This window comes from Bacillus sp. 22475, assembly GCF_052044835.1.
Classification (GTDB): Bacteria; Bacillota; Bacilli; order Bacillales; family Bacillaceae_G; genus Bacillus_A; species Bacillus_A cereus.
This window is the reverse complement of sequence record NZ_JBQENW010000001.1, coordinates 148,766-167,751: the sequence shown is the minus strand read 5'-3', so window position 1 is coordinate 167,751 and position 18,986 is coordinate 148,766. Positions and strand designations below refer to the sequence as shown.

Below are 18,986 nucleotides of genomic sequence, written 5' to 3'. Positions count from 1 at the left end.
ACATATAATATATTTCGGATATAAAGGAGATTTTAAAAATGGCAGAATTCAAAGAGCAAGTATTAGATATTTTAGAAGAAGTATGTGAAAACGATATTGTGAAAGAAAACTTAGATGTTCAATTATTTGAAGAAGGTATCCTTGATTCTTTCGCTGTAGTATCTTTATTAGTTGAATTCCAAGAGCGTTTAGATATTGAAGTTTCTATTTCTGATTTTGACCGTGACGAGTGGGCTACACCAAACATGGTTATTAAAAAGTTGGAAGAAATCCGATGAACAAAGCAAAATTTGGTCCGATGCTTTTAGCATTGGCCCTTTTTGCTGTATTCTTACTTATTCCAACGCGCTTCCTACTTCCACTTTTAAGTGATGAAAAAGTAGAACAAGCTGCTACTTCTTTAAAAGAAGAAAAAATTCAAAGTATGATTTTACAGCAAAAGATGTTAGCAGATCCAAAATATCTTCCGATGTACGGTTCATCGGAATTCGCACGTATGGATGCTTTCCATCCATCTAATTATTTTAAAGTAAAACCTGAAGGATTTACGCCATTCCTTCTTGGACGCGGCGGAACACAAGACCTTGTACATGTGTTAAACTTCGCATCTACAATGGATCAATTGAAAGATAAGAAAATGGTATTCGTTCTTTCTCCGCAATGGTTTGTACCACAAGGTATTGACGAAACGCACTTTGCACCTAACTTTTCAAAACAACAAGGTTACCACTTCATTTTCAACAATGATTTAAAACCTGAAATGAAAAAACAAATTGCAAAGCGTTTATTAAACTTTGAGATTGTAAAAAAAGAAACTTTATTAAAAATTTCGCTTGAAGGTATCGCTTATGATGATACGAAGTATAAAGTAAAAGCACTTGCTGCTAAACCTTTCGCTTATATTTACCGTAACATTTTAGATCGTAAAGATTTATTTACAGCTATGTTTAATATTAAACCGCATAAAGAGAAGCTCGATCCTTCATTAAAACAAATGAACTGGGAAGAGGCTCGTAAACATGCGGATCAAACAGGTGCAGCAGAATCTGGATCTAATGAATATGGTATCGAAGATGGTTACTTCAATAGCAAAATTAAGAAAAAATTAAAGCAACGTGAAGGTTACTTAAAAAATGATGCTTATGACCAATCGCCAGAATATGAAGATTTACAAATTGTACTTGATTTATTAAAACAATCTGGTGCAAAACCACTCTTCATTTCTGTTCCTGTCAAAGGTCCTTGGTACGACTACGCTGGCTTCCCGAAAGAACGCCGCGAAGCATACTATAAGAAAGTTCATGAGCAAATTGAAAAAGCTGGTTATCCAATTGCCGACTTCTCAAATCATGAATACGATAAATACTTCTTAAAAGATCATATGCACTTAGGTTGGAAAGGCTGGGTTTACATCGACGAAGCCATCCAACAATTTTATAAAGCAAACTAACGAAAAGACCGCTTGAATTACTCAAGTGGTCTTTTTGTATATATTTTGTAATTTCTCGATTGCATTCGCCGCTTCTTTCATAACTCGCTCCACTACATGCTGAGCTGATTCGATTCGTGCCAATGATGCTGCCTGTCCTGCCCAAAGTGACATATATTCTTCCTTATTTTGCTTCGCTGCCTCTTGGCGTATTTTAGAAGTTAATACGTTTTGCACTGGATACATCGGAAGCCCTTCTTCTTTTCCTTCATGTCTCTCTATAAATTCATTCCGAATACCGCGTGCATATTTCCCGGAAAACGCACGAGTTACAGTTGTGCTCGTATCTGTACTATGTAAAACCGCTTCTTTATACACATCGTGCGTAATACTCTCTTCACTTGTTAAAAAGGCTGATCCCATTTGGACACCTTCTGCTCCTAGTGCCAATGCCGCAACAAGCCCTTGTCCGTTCATTACACCACCTGCTGCGACAATTGGGATATGCGGAACAGCCCCTACTAACTGAGGTATTAACGCAAAAGTACCAATCATAGCATCTCGTTCTTTCCCAATAAACGTTCCTCTATGCCCTCCTGCTTCGCTACCTTGCCCAATAATAATATCTACTCCTAGCTCAGCAAGTACTTTCGCTTCCTTCACATGGGTAGCTGTTCCGATAACTTTTATTCCACTTCTTTTTAAGTCATCTATTTCTTCTTTTTCTAACGTTTGAAATGCAAAGCTAACGACCGGTACTTTTTCATCTAATAGCACTTGTAATTGTTCCTTATAGCTTTTTGGAAGCTTTAACGTTCCTTCTACTTCTATACCTAATTCTCTATTCACTCCGCTTAGTAATACTTTCGCCTCATTTACCTTCTCTTCTTCTATTTCTATCTCTTTCGTTACAAGTAAATTAACACCGAAAGGCTTATCTGTTAGTTCTCTTATTCTATAAATCGCTTCACGAATTTGTTCTGGGCTCATATAGCCCGCTCCAAGCGTCCCTAATCCTCCACTATTACTTACTGCTGCAACAAGTTCTGGCGTCGTAATCGCGCCTGCCATACCGGCTTGAACAACGGGATACTCAATTTTTAATATGTCTGTTACTCGACTTGTAAACATCATTTTCCCTCCTATTTCCCTTATATCTTCTTTATTTGATAAGCTTTCCCCTGCTTTTGCAAGGGTTGAACTTCATATGAAGCGAATATATTGAAAGAGAAGGAGGCTGAGCTTAATGATTTATCCAAATGTATTAAAACAAGGTGATACAGTAATGATTATTGCACCATCTGGTCCACCTACAATCGAAAATGTATTAAAAGGTGTGAATGTATTACAAGAGATGGGGGTATCCGTAATAATCGGGAAGAGTGTTTACGAGAAATATGGATTTTTAGCCGGAAGTGATCAAGTTCGGCTTGACGATATACATGAAGCATTTACAAATAATGAAGTGAAGGCAATTTTTTGTGCACGAGGTGGTTATGGAAGTGCTCGACTCCTCCCTCACATTCAATATGAAATCATTCGGCAAAACCCTAAAATCTTTTGGGGATATAGCGATATTACAGCTTTACATACTGCTTTTTCACGTTATGCAAAGCTTGTGACATTTCATGGCCCAATGGTTGAAGAATTAGGGAAAGGTGTAGATTCTCTTTCTTTATCTTCTTTCAATCAACTATTCCATCCGTATTCAACCATTTTATCTGCATCAGAATGTATCGTACCTAGTTCTCACAGTACAGTTACAGGTACGTTAGTTGGAGGAAATTTAGCTGTGTTAACGAGTATAATTGGCTCGCCCTACGAGATAAATACGGGCAATACACTTTTATTACTTGAAGACATTGGTGAAGAACCGTACCGCATTGACCGTATGTTAAATCAGCTACTTTTATCTGGAAAGTTTAATGAATGCAGGGGCGTTATTTTCACAAGTTGTCACGACTGCACTCCTTCAAAGCCCTCTCAATCATTGCAAACAATATTATATGAATATTTCGCGCCATATCATATACCTGTCCTATTCGGTTTACCAATTGGACATATAAGTCCAAACATCGGTATTCCACTTGGAGCTACAGCTTCAATAAACACGAATAATAAAACAGTCTCTATTTCTTCCGGTGTAGCCACTCTATGTTCAAATTAAAAAGGAAAAGCGATTACGCTTTTCCTTTTACTTATAATAATTAAAAATTCGTCCAGATGCGATATCTGCAATTTCTTCTGGAATAAATGTTTTACTTATATCAGTACCGACATTTAATACAGCTGTTGCATCTTTCTCGATGCTACCAAATAATCGATTTCCACGTATCGTAATAAGGGGCGTATCTTCTGGCAACACGTCTTTTACAAATTCCATTTGTGTAAAGAACGGAACGATCCATCTACCTTCTCCTTGGAAATGACGCAAGCGAAGTATTCCTTCCGTTGCCCCGTCCTCTGCTTCTAGTGACCCAGCAACATAAAACTCTGTTGATAAGAGCAATTCATAAAATTCCTTTTGCTTTTGTTTATCATCCCCTGCTAAAACAAGTACTTCTTCTATTTTTTTTACTGGAATTTGCTCCATATGATGACACCCCTATTTTCAAAATGATTGTACTTAGATTATACGAAATATTCTTATTTTTTTCTACATAATTCGCAATTATTTTCTCAAAATAATTTTAATACTTCTTTTGTCGTCACAATCGTAGCAAATTCTTCATGTAAATTTACAAGCGTCATATTGTGAATGTCTTCTGCACTATACTCTTTACCATCTAGACCTTTACGGTTAAAAGTAGCCGTTGCATCACTCACTAAATACGTTGTAAATCCTAAATTCCCTGCCATTCGTGTCGTAGTTTCCACGCAATGATTTGTCGTTAATCCTACAACCACTACTGCATTACATTTGTTCTTTCTTAATCGATCTTCTAAATTTGTCCCAATGAACGCGCTGTTAACGAATTTCTGAATAACCACTTCACCAAGTAGTGGTTGCACTTCTTCTTTAAAGTTCACCGTTTCCGCTCTCTCATAAAACATTGACTGAGCATTTTCTTTATTTACATGTTGAATATGAAAAACTGGTCGTTCCCTTTTTCTCCATTCTTCTAACAAAATTCTCATGTTTTCTTCAGCAAAAATATTATTTCTCTCGCCCCAATCTTGTAATTGAAATGCCTTTTGTACATCGATTATGATAAGTGCTATTTGATTTGTCATCATTTCCCCCTTAATTTGGCTGTAATTGAAATAGAAAACCAAGTTGTTGTGACGCAGTAATAAAGCAAACATAGGCGCAAAGCTCTACAATTTCTTTTTCTGTCCAATATTGTTTTAATACGTGAAACATAGTATCATCTATTGCTTTTCGGTCATGAACAAATGTATGCGCAAAAGTAACGGCTACACCAATCTCCTCTGCCTTTTGCACATCATCAGGTCTTCCCTTTGCCATACAGTACGGACATTCATTCCCATACGCTAATGTTCTTCTCACTTGCTCCTTCAACTCTGCTGAAAGAGTTCCTTTATTGTACAGTGTATCTTCTAACGTACTCCACGAATGTAATATATCCGAATTATGCCCTAATAACTTTTGAAACTTTGTATCTCCTACATTTGATAATGAAATTCTCTCCATCATTTCCCCTCCTATTTCCTTCTGTTTTATTGTAAAATAAATAACGTTCACTTTACATTTCATATGAATCTTAATTTATATTTTCCCTTTACAAAAATCATTATTTTACTGGAGGTATATTTACAAATGCAATTAGACCGTGTTGATCGAAAAATTTTAAATGAATTATATAATGATAGTCGCCTTTCGATGCGTGAATTGGCTAAACGAGTAAACTTATCTGCTCCGTCTACTTCAGAACGTGTTCGTAAGCTCGAAAGCGAAGGTGTTATTCAAAAATACACAATTGATATTGATTATAAAAAGGCAGGACTAGTTTTAGATTGTATTTTAGAAATCACCTTAAAGAATGGTGATACAACACGTATGCAACAATTTATTCAGTCTTATCCATCTGCAAGTTTTTGTTACCGAGTAACAGGAAGCTTATGCTACATTGTAAAAATTTCTATTCCTTCACTCGTTGAACTTGAAGAATTTATCAATGATGTTTCTTCATATGCAACGACAGTTTCTCATATCGTATTATCAGAAGTATCTCTTACTCCTGATATTGAACATATCTTCCCAGAAGATTAATTTATTTTTATTCATAAAATATAAAAAAACCCCTTACAATAAGAATAAAAATAATATATTATGTATTAAAATACATAAAGTTCGAGAAAGGGGCTTTACATTGAAAATCTGGTTTTATGAAAAAACGGCACAATTAGATGACTTGCTTGGTATTTGGGATAATGTTCCAACGATCCCGCGAATTGGTGAAAAAGTGGAGATTTTAAAGACGGTCCGCACTGTTACAGATATTAAATATGTAAAGAACGGTAATAATTTTCGTGTAGAAATTATTACAAATTAAAAAGTAGCTCCTAAGAGCTACTTTTTAATTATCTATTATGTGCTTTCTTTATAACGATTTTATCTTCTTCTACAGATACTGTTACATAATCACTTTCTTCTAACCGAAGCTTATTTACAGCCTCATCTGGTAACTCTATGGCCATCAATCTATCGGTTACGATCACTTGACTATACACTTCATTTTCATGTGATGCACTCTCTACTTTTTGCTCATTTATAAAACGTACTGGTGGCACGCCAACTTCTTTTACTATACGCCATTGTTTCCAAACATAAGGAATTAACCATAGTAATCCAACAACTGTAAGACCGATACCAATCCATAAATTACTTTGCGCTTGTAATTCAGTAATTGAGATTGTACCACTTTCTTCTCCACCGAAAAATTGCATACTTGTTGCAATCAAATTATTTAGAGCGTGCACAGCTATATTCGTCCATATATTTTGTGTCTTTATGTATAAAAGACACATAACGACACCAAACATGAACGCACCAATAACATCAAAATGTCCTAGGCCAAAAATAATTGAAGATATGATTACAGCTTTTTTAATTCCCCATTTATGAGCCATTCGCTGTAAGAAAAATCCCCTAAAAATAACCTCTTCCATAATAGGTGCTAACACACATGCTGAAATGAAAGTAAATATCGTCATATATACGTTACTCGTATTAATAACATTTCCGTCTTCTAGCATAGTAACTAAGAAATTCGGTAACGTATGTGCTAATATGTAAAATTGAATCTGAGATATGCCAACTGAAAAAATCATCCCCATTATCGTTGCTAATACAATTAATCCCCAAGATAAACGTCCTGGCTTATCAAAAAAACTGTTAAATACAACATTATTTTTATTTGTTTTTACGTATAGCCAAAGTAACGGAAATACAAAAAATACAGTTATTTGTGAAATAACCTCCATTGTATTCTCAGAAACATTTGCTAGACCTAATGGAATCATTGTAAGGAACACCCCTATAATCATCCATCCAAAAAAACTACGTAGTCTTATACGTGAAAATGCATAGTGCATATGAAACACCCCCGAAGATAGTAAAAAATAAAGTAAAACTTGAATCAATATTTTATAGGCGTCCTTTCCTTATAAATAATTGGATAACTAAATTGCAATATGAATCTAGTTGAAATTCTTCCTATTTTTCTCAAATCATTTCAAACAGCATATCTCTTAAAATAACATATCGCTGTTCTTCAAGTTGCAATCTAAGAGAAATTTATGTAATAAAAATCCCCGTTTTTACAAGCGGGGATTTCTTTTATTATAATACGTCACGTTTTTGGAATAATGCACTTGATGCTACAAGTAACACAACAAAGTATGCAGCTACAAGTAATAATGAAGTTGTAAATGTAAATTCTGTAAATGTAGGTTCTACTCCGCCACTAATTAATTTATTGCTGTCGTAAGCTCTTAAATCCAAATGGCTGAATACTACAAACTTCGCTACACCTTTTGCAAACATCATTAGTACCATGTTAATTGTACCTTGTAAGAATAATAGAAACATCGTAATAATTATTGGTAATACAGACTTTCTAAACACGTTTGCTAAGAAAAATACAAGTGTTGCAAAGAAAAATGGTGATAACAGCTGATATAATATTGTTTTTAAAACAATTCCTAACGTTAATTCAGTTTTACTACCGTCCATTACAATTAATCCAATAATCATAGCAATTAATGTGCTAGCAAATACGATAAATAACATCGTTAATAATACTGTAATATATTTAGAAAATAAAATTGTCATTCGTTTTCTTGGACGAATTAATAATTGCTTAATCGTTCCTTTTTGGAATTCATCTGTAATTGCACGAGAAGCTATTGTAATTCCAAAGATCGTTGTGAATATCATAATTAAGCCGATATTTGAACTCGCAAAATCTAAGTAAGATCCACTTAAGCTACCAGCATCGCCCCATTTCGCCAATACTACTGTTCCCAAAATCTCCAATAAAGCAATTACACCTATTAAAATATACATACCTTTTTTCGCATGTAATTTTAAAAATTCATTTTGAATTAATTTAAACATTACGCTTTCACTCCCCCAGTAATCGCTAAGAACTCATCCTCTAACGTTTTATTTTGAACAGTAACGCCATATACAAGCACATCAGCATGCACAAGCTTTTTCACAAGTTGCGGAATGTTGTCTTTTGTTACAGATGCTACAATTACATTCCCTTTTGCTTTACCTTTAATGATTTCATTCGCTTTCTGAACTTCATCTACTTCAAACGCTACAACGACTGCCTCATCATGTTTCACTTTTTCATGTAAATTGTACTCTTGTACAAACTCACCTTGTTTAATAATAACAACGCGATCACACATTAATTCAATTTCACTCAATAAGTGACTTGATACGATTACAGCAATATTCTCTTCTTTCGCTAAACGTTGTAAATAGTCACGAATTTGGCGAATACCAGCTGGATCTAATCCATTTGTCGGCTCATCTAAAATTAAGATTTTCGGCTGATGAAGTAATGCTTGTGCAATTCCTAAACGTTGTTTCATACCAAGTGAATATGTTTTCACCTTTTTATGAATCGCATGCTCTAATTCAACAAGCTTTACAATCTCAGCAATGCGCTCTTTACGAATTGGAGTAATGGCCATGTTAGCAAAATGCTTTAAGTTTTGCATTCCTGTCATATAATCATATAGTTCAGGATTTTCTACAATCGCTCCAATTTGCTCTAGTGCCTTTTCACGCTCCGAGCGAATACTATGTCCACAAATTGTAATATCGCCCTCTGTCATTGAAATAAGACCTGTCATCATACGGATCGTCGTCGTCTTACCGCTACCGTTCGGTCCAAGGAATCCGTATACTTCTCCTTCACGAACCTCAAATGATAAACCACGAATAATTTCCGTTCCACCAATCCTTTTTCGAACATTCTCTAACTTTACTACTACGTTTCCCAATGCTGATTCCTCCTTTAGACTTCTAGTTTTTTATCGATAATATAAGCAATTACATATATTATTAGAGCACTAACCATTACCATGAAACTTATATTAAAAATGTTAAATCCATTTTCTTGAAACATATTAATAAACAGACTCTTGCTTTCACTATGATATTCTACTCTTCGCAATACTTGGAAAGCTGGAGCTAATTTTCCTAGCAAGGTTGTCGCTAAAGTAATCGCTATATTTATTACTAGAAAAATAATAACGATTAGTATATTTTGCGCCTTTTTCTTTTTGGTAAGTAACTTAACTAGAGTAATTACTAATATGATTTGTAACACACTAAACAAAAAATCAAATAAATCGCTTATCGTATATACTAAATTATTAATTATGCCTACTTGCATAATCTCTTTTGCCTCTACATATACAGAAGTCGTAGGAAAAGCTAATACATAACTTACGTAGAAAAGAATTCCACATATCCCATACCATATAGCCATTGCGATAAATGAGAAAATAAGCATAGAAATTACATATTGTTTCCCAGATATTGCTGTAAGTCGTAACATTGGATTAGTCAGTAAGCGTGAATATGATTTCATTGTTTGTATAAACATATAAACAATATAAAAGAAAAATATAATCATAATGATTCCAAATATGCCCTCTTGTCTACTGATAGCCGCATCACTTTTTCTTACAATCATTTGTGAAAATAACACAGCTTCAATTAGCACAAAGAGTAAAAAAGTAACAATATATCTTTTCTTATTTACATTCCATAAATAGGAAAGTACTGACTTCACTTACTAAACACCTCCTTAAACAATTCATGAACTGCTTTTCCTCTCTGAAAACGAATTTCTTCTACATTTTCATATAGAACCATTTCTCCATCTTTTAAAAAGATCACTTCATCAAAAATATTTTCAATTTCATTTATTAAGTGAGTGGAAATTAATATCGTACAATCTTCTCTATAGAACTGTAGAATTAGATCCAATACATGTTCTCTAGAAAGAGGATCTATCCCGCCCAATGGCTCATCCAGTACGTATAGCTTCGCTTTTCGAGAAAATGTTAAAATGATTTGCAGCTTCTCTACCATACCTTTTGATAATGCTGTAATTTTTTCTTCTAACGGTATTTTAAATTCTGCAATCGTATCTACCGCTTTTTGAATATCGAAGTTTTTATAAAAATCTCGGTAGAAAAATAAAGCGTCTTTTACAGTCATCCAATCATCAAAGACTGGCTTATCGGACATAAATGAAACGATTTCTTTCGTCTGTAATCCTACCTTTTTACCGTCTATTGTAATACTACCTTCAGAAGGGTATTGCAAGCCTGCAATCATTTTCAATAACGTCGTTTTCCCGCTCCCGTTATCTCCAACAAGTCCTATAATTTTCCCTTCCGTAATCTCTATGTTTAATTCACGGATCACTGCTTTTAATCCGTATCTCTTCCATAAGTTTTCTATTTTTAATAGCTCTGTCATTGGCTCTCCTCCCTCTTATCATGTAATGAAGAACGAAGAATTGTAAGAATTTCTTCTTCTGAAAAACCTAAATTGTCCATTCCATCTATAAAAGAATGAAGTAATTCTTTCGCCATCTCTTTTCGCAGCTCCATAATTTTCTCCCCTTCATTCGTTACATACCGTCCCATTCCTCTACGTGTGACAACAACTCCATCCCGTTCTAGCTCTTGAAATGTACGCTGAATCGTATTTGGATTCACTTGTAATTCACTCGCTAATTCACGGACAGAGGGAATTTTATCACCAGGCAATAAATGTCCTGTTACAATCTCTTTTTTTATGTATTCCATTACCTGAATGTAAATTGGTATATTTGGAGAAAACTCTATTTTCATTTCTTCCCTCCTTTTGTATCGGTGTACTAGTTAAATAATACACCGATACAAAAGGTTTGTAAATACCCATTTAATTACAAAAAGTTCTATCCGTTAACCGAATAGAACTTCCCAAACATAAATCGCTATACAGAAATAATAGTGTTATGTAAACAAAATTATAAAGAAAAGCTGTCTTATCAATGAATAAGACAGCTTTTCTTTATAATCCTATATTAAAAGTTAAACACGAAGTCATCGTCAGCTAACTTTTCAACGTTCGTTGCTTTTACGTAACCATTTCCTTTTACAGAGAAGAAATCATGGTTTTTCGTATCTGTACGTAAACCATTTAAAACGATTGGGTTAATTTCTTCTTCTTCAAACTTCGGCTCAAGTCCTAAGTTCATAAGCCCTTTATTCGCATTGTAACGAACGAAACGATTTACATCTTCTACAAGACCGATAGAAGTGTAAATTTCTTCTGTATAGGCCATTTCAATTTCATATAGTTCCATTAATAACTCTTGTGTTTCTTTTTGCACTTCTTGTTGCTCTTCTGCAGAAAGTTCTGCGAAAATTTGTTGTGCTAAAATACCGACGAATACGCCGTGAATTGACTCATCCTTTACCTTCACATAAGTTCGCTACTCCTATGCCGTTTATACAGCTTACAGTTTCCTGTAAGAAGAGACTATATCATCTACCTTCTCAGGTAGCCCTCCATTTCGATTTAAGGGATTCTCACCCACCGCTTGGCCCTACTCCTCTTGCGGAATTTCACCGCCATTGGGATAGTCGTTGAACGTTCCTTTATCTACGTATCGCACCCACCACTGTTTATACAGTTTTCGATGTCTGATACGGCTTCCTGTGCCGCTCGATAACCCATGTTTTCTTTCAATGGATGCATTAGATTCACCGGCTTGTAGCATCTGAACGATATCCAAAAACATTTCAAGAGTCACACGTCCCCTTGTTTTCAGTTGGTGTTCAGATTTAACCGGCATATAATTTTGCACTTTTCCCCAAAGATATTTATAACGTTTCTTATGTCGAATTAAAGATACATAATTAGGATGAAGATTATACATATCAGCAATTTCTGGATTTGTCTTTCCGCACTTTAGTAGTTCTACAATCTCAAAAAATTGTGCATCTGTAATTTTTGATTGTGGATTTTTTTCACCTATAACACGTTGCCTTTTCTTCTCTAATTGTTCTTCAGTGAATTTAATTCCACCCAATCCTTCTCCGCCTAACGTCAAGTTATAGCCATTATTATAAGAATCATACAGCCAAATATACTGTTGCTCAATCTCACTCAATTCTTCCAATGAACATTCTATTTCCTCTAGAATTCCATATTCTAAAGTGGATTCATATTTACAGTATACTGCTTGTAAATACCTATTATAATGTGTACCACTCTTTAACATCCACATATGTTCCCTAATTCGTTTTAAATTTGAAACGTTCACATCTTTACCAATATAATACTTCCCATTGATTTTTAAATAGTAAATTCCGTACATGTTATCGCTAGATAAAGGCTTCGCTGCTGATTGCCCTATCAGCTATTCTCCTTTCCATCTATTGATAGTTAGAGAATAACCTGAATGCATATATTCATCAATAATAATACAGATAAATTTACAATAGGGGGTCCCAGCAATTAAAAGGGTTTTTCAATTGGTATCTCTACCAAAAGCCGCCATAAGTTAACGGATAATAAGGTTAATAATTTCACCACTTGCCGTCAGTTTACCTTGACCAGCTAAGTAAAGTGGATAGAAAAATCCACTATAGAATAAGTAACTTTCTAAGAACACACTTGCTACCATTGCCATGTATAACTCTTTTTTCGTTACTTCAGGCTTTAATAAACGACGATAGTAACTAGTAATAATACCAGCTTTTTTCTCAAGTAACGGATGATTGTCTACCCAGTCAAAAATATCATCAATTTCTTCTTCTGTAGCTAATGTTGTGAAAATGTGACTATAACTTTTCGCATGTACTTCTTCCATAGCTCCCATGAAAGCTAATACACTTTTCGCTTGTAAATTTTCAAGATGAACAAGTACAAGTGGCATTCCTTCGCCACCTTGTTTCGTATCTAAAAGTGTTAAACCACCTAATACACGCTTATAAGCAATTTGCTCTTCTTTCGATAATTGCACCCAAGTATTTTTGTCAGACGAAACCGCGATTTCTTCTTCTGTCCAAAACTGAGCGATGTTTTGCTTCCAAAACATTAAACTGAAATCATCTTCCTTTTTATTCCAGTTAACAGCGCGCATTGAATCACCCCTATATCTATTATTGTTCTACTGAACGGTTAAATTTCCATCTAACAATGAAAAGCTAACCGTTTAGTAGAACAAACCAAGTATGAGCAGGGTTCATAACCCTGCTCATACTATTGGGTTATTCATTTAGTATGGCAATATGCCATTAAACGGTACAAGCCACACACTCTTCCACGCTTAATTTACGTGTTCTCGTATAATACAGACTCTTTAAGCCTTTTTTATGTGCATAGATGTAGTAACGTGCTAATTCACGTGTTGAAATATCACTATTAACGTAAAGAATTGTACTAATTCCTTGGTCAATATGTTCTTGAATTTCTGCGATTAAATCAATTAATTTAAACTGATTCATATCGTAAGAAGATTTATAGTACCAGAACGTATCTTTTGATAAATACGGCATTGGATAATATGTTGTCGCATTCGCATATGTTCTTGATTCGATTTGACTTACGATCGGCATTACGCTTGAAGTTGCATTTTGAACGTAACTGATTGATTGTGTTGGAGCAATGGCAAGACGATATGAGTTGTATAAACCATTCTTCTGCACTTGCTCTTTTAAACTTGTCCAATCTTCTTTTGTTGGAATATGAATTCCTTCAAATAATTGCTGAACTTTTTCAGTTACTGGGCTGTAATCTGTCGTTTCATACTTTTCGAAGTATGCGCCATTCGCATAATCAGATTTATCGAAGTCCTTAAATGTCTCGCCTTTTTCTGTAGCGATTTCCATACTTTTCTCAATAGAGTAGTAATTTAACATCATAAAGAATGTACGAGCGAATTCTTTCGCTTCTGCACTTTCATAAGCGATTTTATTTTTTGCTAAATATCCGTGTAAGTTCATTGCTCCAAGTCCAACTGAATGAAGCTCGTCATTTGCTTTTTTCACAGTTGGTGCATTCGGAATAATCGTCATATCAGAAACAGCTGTTAAAGCTTCCATTCCCGCATGAACTGCTTCACGAATTTCTTTATTTTCCATTACGTTTACGATATTTAACGATCCTAAGTTACAGTTAATATCACGACGGATAATGTCATCTGTACCGTAATCATTTATTTCTGAAGTTTCTTGAAGCTGGAAGATTTCTGTACATAAGTTCGACATCTTCACAGTTCCAATATCCTTCAATGGATGTTGATTATTTGCATTTGATTTAAACATTAAGTATGGGTAACCAGACTCAAGCTGAATCATAGCGATTTTAATAAGCATATCACGTGCACTAATATCTAGTGGCTTCTTCTTCACTTTCGGATTACTCATTAATTCATCGTACATTTCATCAATATCAATATCATCTAAATGCTTGCCATATTCTTTATAAACCGTATAAGGTGCGAAAACATGGAAAGGTTCATTTTTCTCAGCAAGCTCAAAGAACTTACTTGGAACGATAATTCCGATTGATAGAGACTGAATACGGCTCTTCTCATCGGCATTTATTTTTTTTGTATCAAGGAATTCAATAATATCCCAATGGAAAATGTTTAAATATACTGCACCGGCACCTTTTCGTTGACCAAGCTGATTCGCATATGAAAACGAATCTTCAAGCAACTTCATAACAGGTACTACGCCACTTGCAGCGTTGTCGATACCTTTAATTTGCTCACCACGTGCGCGTAGCTTAGATAAGTTTAAAGCTACTCCCCCGCCGATTTTCGATAATTGCATCGCAGTATTAATGTTAAAGCCGATCGAATTTAAGCTATCGTCCATCTCTAACAAGAAACAAGACACCATTTCTCCTCTTCTGCTTCTTCCCGCATTTAAAAAGGTTGGTGTCGCTGGTTGGTAGTTTTGTTTTACAATCATGCTTGCGAATTGTCTTGCCTTCGAAACATCACCGCGTCCTAAGTATAATGAAACAATTGCTACACGATCTTCATAGCTTTCTAAGTATTGTTTTTGATCATTCGTTTTTAACGCATAATCTTTGTAGAACTTAGATGCTGCCATATAAGATTGGAACTCGAAGTTTTCACCATAAGCGATGTTATATACTTCCTCTACTTCCTCCAAGCTATACTCGTCCAGAACGTTGTAATAGTAATCATGTTCTTTCATATACTCCATTCGCTCTGCCACGCTATTAAAAGGAACGGTATTCTCTCTAGCTTCTTCCATAAAGACTTCTAATGCCTCTTTATCTTTATGAAGCTGATAAAAACCGTCCTGCATTTGCGTGATTTCATTATTCAGTTCAATGTGTCGCAATCTCCCGCACCCTTTCCTTAAAATATTCTACATCGTTATTTGTTCCAGATAACTCAAATTTTGATACAATAGGCACTTCATATTTAGTAGAAATCTTGTCAGCACTTGCACCGAACATGTCTCCCCAGTTACGATTGCCGCTTGCAGATACGCCTTTTAATTTTTCATTATTGCGCTCTAAAAAGTCTAAAACACGTTCTGGTACATTGCCAAAACCTGTTGTATACGTAATAAGAATAAAGTCTTCATCTATTACTAGATCTTCATCAATTTGAACGGCCGGCATATTTAATTTGTGAATGAAACGCTTCACGTTTCCTGTCATAGAATCATATGCAACTAACATTTCCGACCCTCCCTCTCAAATCTATATTCTCTATATGTTGTTCTTGATTTCTCTATATATTGTATTACGTTTCAAAATAAGACACAAGATATATGTATAAATTCTTTCTTTTTTTAACTTTTACTTTTCGACATGATAGCCGTTTTTTTTCAATACAATGACTATGAAACAACATTCTAAAACTCATGTCAATAAAGTGCTTTTCAAAAAAGTTGTCAACGAATTTAACCTTATTTTTAAAAAAGTTAACAATATATTTTGTCATAAAACGGTAGATGCTGAAGAAATATATTTCTCCAGCATCACGCAAAAAAGAACAGATATGAAACGATAATCTGCTCTAAAAAACGATTACATTTATCAAATTTACCTTATTAAATATATTATACATATACTTTCGTCTCTCGTTGCATACTAAAAGATAACTATTATAGAAAAAGATTATTATTATGGAACTTCAATTTATTTATGAAAAGTTTATTCAGAGTGCTCAATACGCAAAATATCTTTTACAAATATGTGATGTGGATTTTCATCTTTATCAAGCATTGTACATACAGGAGCCTCTTCATCAAAGTATACAATCATTCCTTCTACATACTGATATGTATGTTGAACTTGTACAGTTACTTTAATTTCTATCGCTTCTTCATATGCTCTTTTTATTTTCTGAAGCATTTTTGCTGAACATTTTCGTTTCTCTGGATACATAACCATTCCCATAAATCTATTGCCGGCTCTATCTTTCCACATATAATCCCAATGTGGTAAAATGCCTTGTTTAAAATCGCCCATAATTCCCCTCTCCTTTATCTTTTATTTATCCCACATTAAACGTCCAGTTGGTGAAGGTTACTAATCAGTGAGGGATGCCCTGCTGATCAAAATTCCCCTTTATGAACGTGGCGTTTCTGAATATGTATAAATCACTTGCCCGCCTCGCTGTGCGTTACCAATGAAATGCTTAAAGTCTTCTCTATTTACAACAACTTCTCTGAACGTATAAAATACATCTTTCGTAACAACATACTCCGTTATTTCACCATTTTTCAGCTGATCTAAAATTGTATTTGCTAATTCTTTATCCATGTATTTCACCTCTCTGCAATATTTTATTCTATCGTATATTCTATAGGTCAACAACTGTAAAATTATCCCGCTATTTGCAGGTAGTCCGATTGGTGTTGACTACTAATTAGTCGTGGAATGAACAAAAAATCTTACTAATTAACATTTCACTTTATCTTGTTGTTATGCCATGATTTTATTTTCGTTATTTCGCAAACAATATCATTTTACTATATGTCCACTAAATATCATATACTAACATAGCTACTTCTCTATATCAAACATTTCGGCATTCTTATGCAAAGTTCCATACCACTATGCTACAATATACAAATAGAACTAGGAGGGATACTATGATTCGGAAAGCAAAAAAGACAGATGCAATGGCAATAGCTCCTTTATTGTATAATGCTCTGCATGAAATTGCTGAAAAAATCACAGGTAGCACAGTTGAAGCAGAAGTATTACTAGGACTTGAGACATGGTTCTCAAAAGAAAGTAACCGTCTGAGCTACGAAAACTGTTTTATTTACGAACAAGACGAGAGTGCAGTTGGAATTATTGTCGCTTATCACGGTAGTGAAGCAACACAGCTTGACGCACCAATTGTACATCACTTAAGAGAATTACATAAAGATGAATCGATTACGTTAGAAAAAGAAGCTGAGCTTGATGAGTATTACATTGATACATTATCAGTTTCAAGTGCACACGGTGGAAAAGGTATTGGTTCTAAATTAATTGAAGCTGCCGAAATCTATGCAACTGAAAAAGGGCATGAAAAAATCGCTTTACTTGTTAATTTAGAAAACACACGCGCCTATTCACTATACGAAAAGTTAGGTTATAAAAAAGATGAAATTGTTATGCTAGTAGGCGAACCTTATGCTCATCTCGTAAAACCATTAAACGTCAAAATTTCTATATCTTAAAAAGAAAGCACACGATTTATATAAATCGTGTGCTTTTATGTTAAATTCGTATTTAATATATTTCCATCCATCGCCTCGTGAAACGTATATGTTGTACATCCCCATGGCTTTATATGCAAAATAGGAGAACCAGACCATCCCATTGCCCTCAGCTCCGTTCCAATCATCGAATTAAAATAATTATGACCTACAAGAGCAATACTTCCATGTACGAGAGCATAACGATGTAACAGGTAAGCCGCTTGCCTTGCCCTCTCTCTTACTTCCTTATAAGACTCAACATCTTTATGGTAGCCAAGTATCCATAATGTGCGTCCAATGAACATCCATACCTTAATTGTGCATTTCAACCACTTCGGAGCAAAAAAGTATGAAGGAACTTCAGCTTCTCTAAAAAGAGAGTTTTGCATAAAAGATAAAGAATCCGTTAATTCAGCTGCTGATTGTACAGCACGCCTTTGATCACTTGTTAAGACAAATTTCGCTGCTTCAATTGCCTCTATTGTTTCTATCGGCATTTTAGCTTTTTGTATCATTGACTCGGAATCATACTGTTTCATCCATTCGTGAAATGAATTAATTGTCATCGGTTCTCTTATACGACCTAAACAACCATGACGAATAAAAGAAATCTTCATTCTTTTCACTCTCCATTCATCACTTACGAACTCTATTATGCACTAGTTCTAAACATCATACCACGCAAGAAAAGAAAGTCATATACCTTTACATCTCCCCACCACTATCATGCGTTATCGAAGCATGGATACCATCCATCCCATCAAAATATGTACTCGTATCATATTGACGAATCTTTTTTAAATGCATATAAGAAAATAAAAATAAAATTAAAGCTATAACACTCCCCACAAATTCAAACACCATTTTACCGCCTCTAATTTCTCCCACTTCAGCAGGTTATTCTACTTTTTCATTATACCTCGATATAAAGATTCTCGCATTTTTGCTATTTTTTTCAAAAAACATGGATTTTCTACATATTTTCTTACAAAAAGTGAATATTTTTCGAATTTTTACTTTGGAAACATTTACAAAGTAGGAAATATGGTTCAAAATAGGAGGAAATAAAAAAAAACCAAATTTATTCTTTTTTTGGGAAAACTGTAACAAGGAGAGTTGCTTATGCAGATCGCAGAAACTGGAGATATCATCGAATTTAAAGGTGGAATGCAAGGCCGTGTTCAAAAAGTAAATCAAAACTCTGTTATTGTTGATATAACAATTATGAAGAATTTTAGAGAACTAGATATGGAACCTCTTACAGTTGTAAGTCATAAAAACTATACTGTCATTAATCAAAATGCATAATATAATA

At 34.5% G+C, this 18,986-nt stretch carries 24 protein-coding genes and 2 pseudogenes; 7 read left to right on the top strand and 19 right to left on the bottom strand.

The features are described 5' to 3' along the window. The first annotated feature begins 38 nt into the window (after positions 1-38). On the top strand, positions 39-278 hold the full coding sequence (dltC, locus tag ACTJJY_RS00905) for a D-alanine--poly(phosphoribitol) ligase subunit DltC (RefSeq protein ID WP_000807310.1): 240 nt from the start codon (positions 39-41) through the stop codon (positions 276-278). Further along, positions 275-1,450: a D-alanyl-lipoteichoic acid biosynthesis protein DltD gene (gene dltD / locus ACTJJY_RS00900; RefSeq protein ID WP_001030268.1), complete on the top strand. Its 1,176-nt coding sequence runs from the start codon at positions 275-277 to the stop codon at positions 1,448-1,450. The genes dltC and dltD overlap by 4 nt, the downstream gene beginning before the upstream one ends. Before the next feature lie 21 nt (positions 1,451-1,471). Here dltD and ACTJJY_RS00895 read toward each other — a convergent pair whose 3' ends face one another. Beyond that, positions 1,472-2,560, bottom strand: coding sequence for an NAD(P)H-dependent flavin oxidoreductase (locus ACTJJY_RS00895; RefSeq protein ID WP_440604798.1), 1,089 nt, complete (start codon positions 2,558-2,560; stop codon positions 1,472-1,474). Positions 2,561-2,675: 115 nt separating this feature from the next. Between ACTJJY_RS00895 and ACTJJY_RS00890 the strand changes: the two genes are divergently transcribed. Continuing rightward, positions 2,676-3,596: a S66 peptidase family protein gene (locus ACTJJY_RS00890; protein ID WP_440604797.1), complete on the top strand. Its 921-nt coding sequence runs from the start codon at positions 2,676-2,678 to the stop codon at positions 3,594-3,596. A 27-nt stretch (positions 3,597-3,623) separates the two neighbouring features. Here ACTJJY_RS00890 and ACTJJY_RS00885 read toward each other — a convergent pair whose 3' ends face one another. From ACTJJY_RS00885 to ACTJJY_RS00875, 3 genes are all read right to left on the bottom strand, one after another. Further along, positions 3,624-4,022, bottom strand: a complete 399-nt coding sequence (locus ACTJJY_RS00885) for an SseB family protein (RefSeq protein ID WP_213743747.1) — start codon at positions 4,020-4,022, stop codon at positions 3,624-3,626. A gap of 86 nt (positions 4,023-4,108) precedes the next feature. Beyond that, complete coding sequence (locus ACTJJY_RS00880; RefSeq protein WP_440604796.1) at positions 4,109-4,663, bottom strand: cysteine hydrolase family protein; 555 nt, start codon at positions 4,661-4,663, stop codon at positions 4,109-4,111. A 10-nt stretch (positions 4,664-4,673) separates the two neighbouring features. After that, positions 4,674-5,084, bottom strand: coding sequence for a carboxymuconolactone decarboxylase family protein (locus ACTJJY_RS00875; protein WP_000439757.1), 411 nt, complete (start codon positions 5,082-5,084; stop codon positions 4,674-4,676). Positions 5,085-5,210: 126 nt separating this feature from the next. On the opposite strand from ACTJJY_RS00875, the gene ACTJJY_RS00870 reads away from it, so the two are divergent. Continuing rightward, positions 5,211-5,663, top strand: a complete 453-nt coding sequence (locus tag ACTJJY_RS00870; protein WP_135238308.1) for an Lrp/AsnC family transcriptional regulator — start codon at positions 5,211-5,213, stop codon at positions 5,661-5,663. Between the two features lie 100 nt (positions 5,664-5,763). Continuing rightward, positions 5,764-5,946 (top strand): DUF3913 family protein, encoded by a 183-nt coding sequence (locus ACTJJY_RS00865; RefSeq protein ID WP_000707107.1) that lies wholly within the window; start codon positions 5,764-5,766, stop codon positions 5,944-5,946. Positions 5,947-5,974: 28 nt separating this feature from the next. On the opposite strand, the gene ACTJJY_RS00860 is transcribed toward ACTJJY_RS00865, so the two are convergent. The 13 genes and pseudogenes from ACTJJY_RS00860 to ACTJJY_RS00800 all read right to left on the bottom strand — a co-directional run bounded on the left by ACTJJY_RS00860 (position 5,975) and on the right by ACTJJY_RS00800 (position 16,739). Beyond that, positions 5,975-6,988, bottom strand: a complete 1,014-nt coding sequence (locus ACTJJY_RS00860; protein WP_440604795.1) for a CPBP family glutamic-type intramembrane protease — start codon at positions 6,986-6,988, stop codon at positions 5,975-5,977. Between the two features lie 247 nt (positions 6,989-7,235). Then, positions 7,236-8,012, bottom strand: coding sequence for an ABC transporter permease (locus tag ACTJJY_RS00855; RefSeq protein ID WP_440604794.1), 777 nt, complete (start codon positions 8,010-8,012; stop codon positions 7,236-7,238). Continuing rightward, complete coding sequence (locus ACTJJY_RS00850) at positions 8,012-8,914, bottom strand: ABC transporter ATP-binding protein (protein WP_440604793.1); 903 nt, start codon at positions 8,912-8,914, stop codon at positions 8,012-8,014. The genes ACTJJY_RS00855 and ACTJJY_RS00850 overlap by 1 nt, the downstream gene beginning before the upstream one ends. A gap of 14 nt (positions 8,915-8,928) precedes the next feature. Next, on the bottom strand, positions 8,929-9,711 hold the full coding sequence (locus ACTJJY_RS00845; RefSeq protein ID WP_440604792.1) for an ABC transporter permease: 783 nt from the start codon (positions 9,709-9,711) through the stop codon (positions 8,929-8,931). Continuing rightward, positions 9,708-10,406 (bottom strand): ABC transporter ATP-binding protein, encoded by a 699-nt coding sequence (locus ACTJJY_RS00840; RefSeq protein ID WP_440604791.1) that lies wholly within the window; start codon positions 10,404-10,406, stop codon positions 9,708-9,710. Before ACTJJY_RS00840 ends, ACTJJY_RS00845 begins: the two co-directional genes overlap by 4 nt. Further along, on the bottom strand, positions 10,403-10,783 hold the full coding sequence (locus tag ACTJJY_RS00835) for a GntR family transcriptional regulator (protein ID WP_000687503.1): 381 nt from the start codon (positions 10,781-10,783) through the stop codon (positions 10,403-10,405). Before ACTJJY_RS00835 ends, ACTJJY_RS00840 begins: the two co-directional genes overlap by 4 nt. 215 nt (positions 10,784-10,998) lie before the next feature. Beyond that, positions 10,999-11,394 (bottom strand): annotated as a pseudogene (locus tag ACTJJY_RS00830) (ribonucleotide-diphosphate reductase subunit beta); the annotation flags it as partial. Between the two features lie 129 nt (positions 11,395-11,523). Next, on the bottom strand, positions 11,524-12,297 hold the full coding sequence (locus ACTJJY_RS00825; RefSeq protein WP_000274263.1) for a GIY-YIG nuclease family protein: 774 nt from the start codon (positions 12,295-12,297) through the stop codon (positions 11,524-11,526). 189 nt (positions 12,298-12,486) lie between these two features. After that, positions 12,487-13,065, bottom strand: a pseudogene (locus ACTJJY_RS00820) (ribonucleotide-diphosphate reductase subunit beta); the annotation flags it as partial. 154 nt (positions 13,066-13,219) lie between these two features. Next, the gene (nrdE, locus tag ACTJJY_RS00815; RefSeq protein ID WP_440604790.1) at positions 13,220-15,304 is read right to left on the bottom strand and encodes a class 1b ribonucleoside-diphosphate reductase subunit alpha; all 2,085 of its coding nucleotides are present in this window, start codon (positions 15,302-15,304) and stop codon (positions 13,220-13,222) included. Beyond that, positions 15,291-15,650: a class Ib ribonucleoside-diphosphate reductase assembly flavoprotein NrdI gene (gene nrdI / locus ACTJJY_RS00810; protein WP_000959447.1), complete on the bottom strand. Its 360-nt coding sequence runs from the start codon at positions 15,648-15,650 to the stop codon at positions 15,291-15,293. The genes nrdE and nrdI overlap by 14 nt, the downstream gene beginning before the upstream one ends. A 477-nt stretch (positions 15,651-16,127) precedes the next feature. Next, positions 16,128-16,445: a hypothetical protein gene (locus ACTJJY_RS00805; RefSeq protein ID WP_000502199.1), complete on the bottom strand. Its 318-nt coding sequence runs from the start codon at positions 16,443-16,445 to the stop codon at positions 16,128-16,130. 99 nt (positions 16,446-16,544) lie between these two features. Beyond that, positions 16,545-16,739, bottom strand: coding sequence for a hypothetical protein (locus ACTJJY_RS00800; protein WP_000356686.1), 195 nt, complete (start codon positions 16,737-16,739; stop codon positions 16,545-16,547). Between the two features lie 332 nt (positions 16,740-17,071). Here ACTJJY_RS00800 and ACTJJY_RS00795 point away from each other — a divergent pair, with 332 nt between their 5' ends. Next, on the top strand, positions 17,072-17,650 hold the full coding sequence (locus tag ACTJJY_RS00795) for a GNAT family N-acetyltransferase (RefSeq protein WP_440604789.1): 579 nt from the start codon (positions 17,072-17,074) through the stop codon (positions 17,648-17,650). A gap of 35 nt (positions 17,651-17,685) precedes the next feature. Here the strand turns inward: ACTJJY_RS00795 and ACTJJY_RS00790 are convergent, their stop codons facing one another. Next, the gene (locus tag ACTJJY_RS00790; RefSeq protein ID WP_440604788.1) at positions 17,686-18,288 is read right to left on the bottom strand and encodes a histidine phosphatase family protein; all 603 of its coding nucleotides are present in this window, start codon (positions 18,286-18,288) and stop codon (positions 17,686-17,688) included. Between the two features lie 88 nt (positions 18,289-18,376). After that, a complete protein-coding gene (locus ACTJJY_RS00785) occupies positions 18,377-18,559 on the bottom strand; it encodes a hypothetical protein (protein ID WP_440604994.1) in 183 nt (60 codons plus the stop codon). Between the two features lie 234 nt (positions 18,560-18,793). Between ACTJJY_RS00785 and ACTJJY_RS00780 the strand changes: the two genes are divergently transcribed. Further along, the gene (locus ACTJJY_RS00780; protein WP_001165082.1) at positions 18,794-18,979 is read left to right on the top strand and encodes a YkvS family protein; all 186 of its coding nucleotides are present in this window, start codon (positions 18,794-18,796) and stop codon (positions 18,977-18,979) included. The last annotated feature ends 7 nt before the right edge of the window (positions 18,980-18,986 follow it).

Coding starts and splice junctions, on each gene's coding strand:
- ACTJJY_RS00780 (WP_001165082.1), top strand. CDS start 18,794: ATGCAGATCGCAGAAACTGGAGATATCATCGAATTTAAAGGTGGAATG.
- ACTJJY_RS00880 (WP_440604796.1), bottom strand. CDS start 4,663: ATGACAAATCAAATAGCACTTATCATAATCGATGTACAAAAGGCATTT.
- ACTJJY_RS00890 (WP_440604797.1), top strand. CDS start 2,676: ATGATTTATCCAAATGTATTAAAACAAGGTGATACAGTAATGATTATT.
- dltC (WP_000807310.1), top strand. CDS start 39: ATGGCAGAATTCAAAGAGCAAGTATTAGATATTTTAGAAGAAGTATGT.
- ACTJJY_RS00885 (WP_213743747.1), bottom strand. CDS start 4,022: ATGGAGCAAATTCCAGTAAAAAAAATAGAAGAAGTACTTGTTTTAGCA.
- ACTJJY_RS00835 (WP_000687503.1), bottom strand. CDS start 10,783: ATGAAAATAGAGTTTTCTCCAAATATACCAATTTACATTCAGGTAATG.
- nrdI (WP_000959447.1), bottom strand. CDS start 15,650: ATGTTAGTTGCATATGATTCTATGACAGGAAACGTGAAGCGTTTCATT.
- ACTJJY_RS00860 (WP_440604795.1), bottom strand. CDS start 6,988: ATGCACTATGCATTTTCACGTATAAGACTACGTAGTTTTTTTGGATGG.
- ACTJJY_RS00870 (WP_135238308.1), top strand. CDS start 5,211: ATGCAATTAGACCGTGTTGATCGAAAAATTTTAAATGAATTATATAAT.
- ACTJJY_RS00855 (WP_440604794.1), bottom strand. CDS start 8,012: ATGTTTAAATTAATTCAAAATGAATTTTTAAAATTACATGCGAAAAAA.
- ACTJJY_RS00805 (WP_000502199.1), bottom strand. CDS start 16,445: ATGGGCGATTTTAAACAAGGCATTTTACCACATTGGGATTATATGTGG.
- ACTJJY_RS00895 (WP_440604798.1), bottom strand. CDS start 2,560: ATGTTTACAAGTCGAGTAACAGACATATTAAAAATTGAGTATCCCGTT.
- dltD (WP_001030268.1), top strand. CDS start 275: ATGAACAAAGCAAAATTTGGTCCGATGCTTTTAGCATTGGCCCTTTTT.
- ACTJJY_RS00800 (WP_000356686.1), bottom strand. CDS start 16,739: ATGGATAAAGAATTAGCAAATACAATTTTAGATCAGCTGAAAAATGGT.
- ACTJJY_RS00825 (WP_000274263.1), bottom strand. CDS start 12,297: ATGTACGGAATTTACTATTTAAAAATCAATGGGAAGTATTATATTGGT.
- ACTJJY_RS00840 (WP_440604791.1), bottom strand. CDS start 10,406: ATGACAGAGCTATTAAAAATAGAAAACTTATGGAAGAGATACGGATTA.
- ACTJJY_RS00795 (WP_440604789.1), top strand. CDS start 17,072: ATGATTCGGAAAGCAAAAAAGACAGATGCAATGGCAATAGCTCCTTTA.
- ACTJJY_RS00875 (WP_000439757.1), bottom strand. CDS start 5,084: ATGGAGAGAATTTCATTATCAAATGTAGGAGATACAAAGTTTCAAAAG.
- ACTJJY_RS00790 (WP_440604788.1), bottom strand. CDS start 18,288: ATGAAGATTTCTTTTATTCGTCATGGTTGTTTAGGTCGTATAAGAGAA.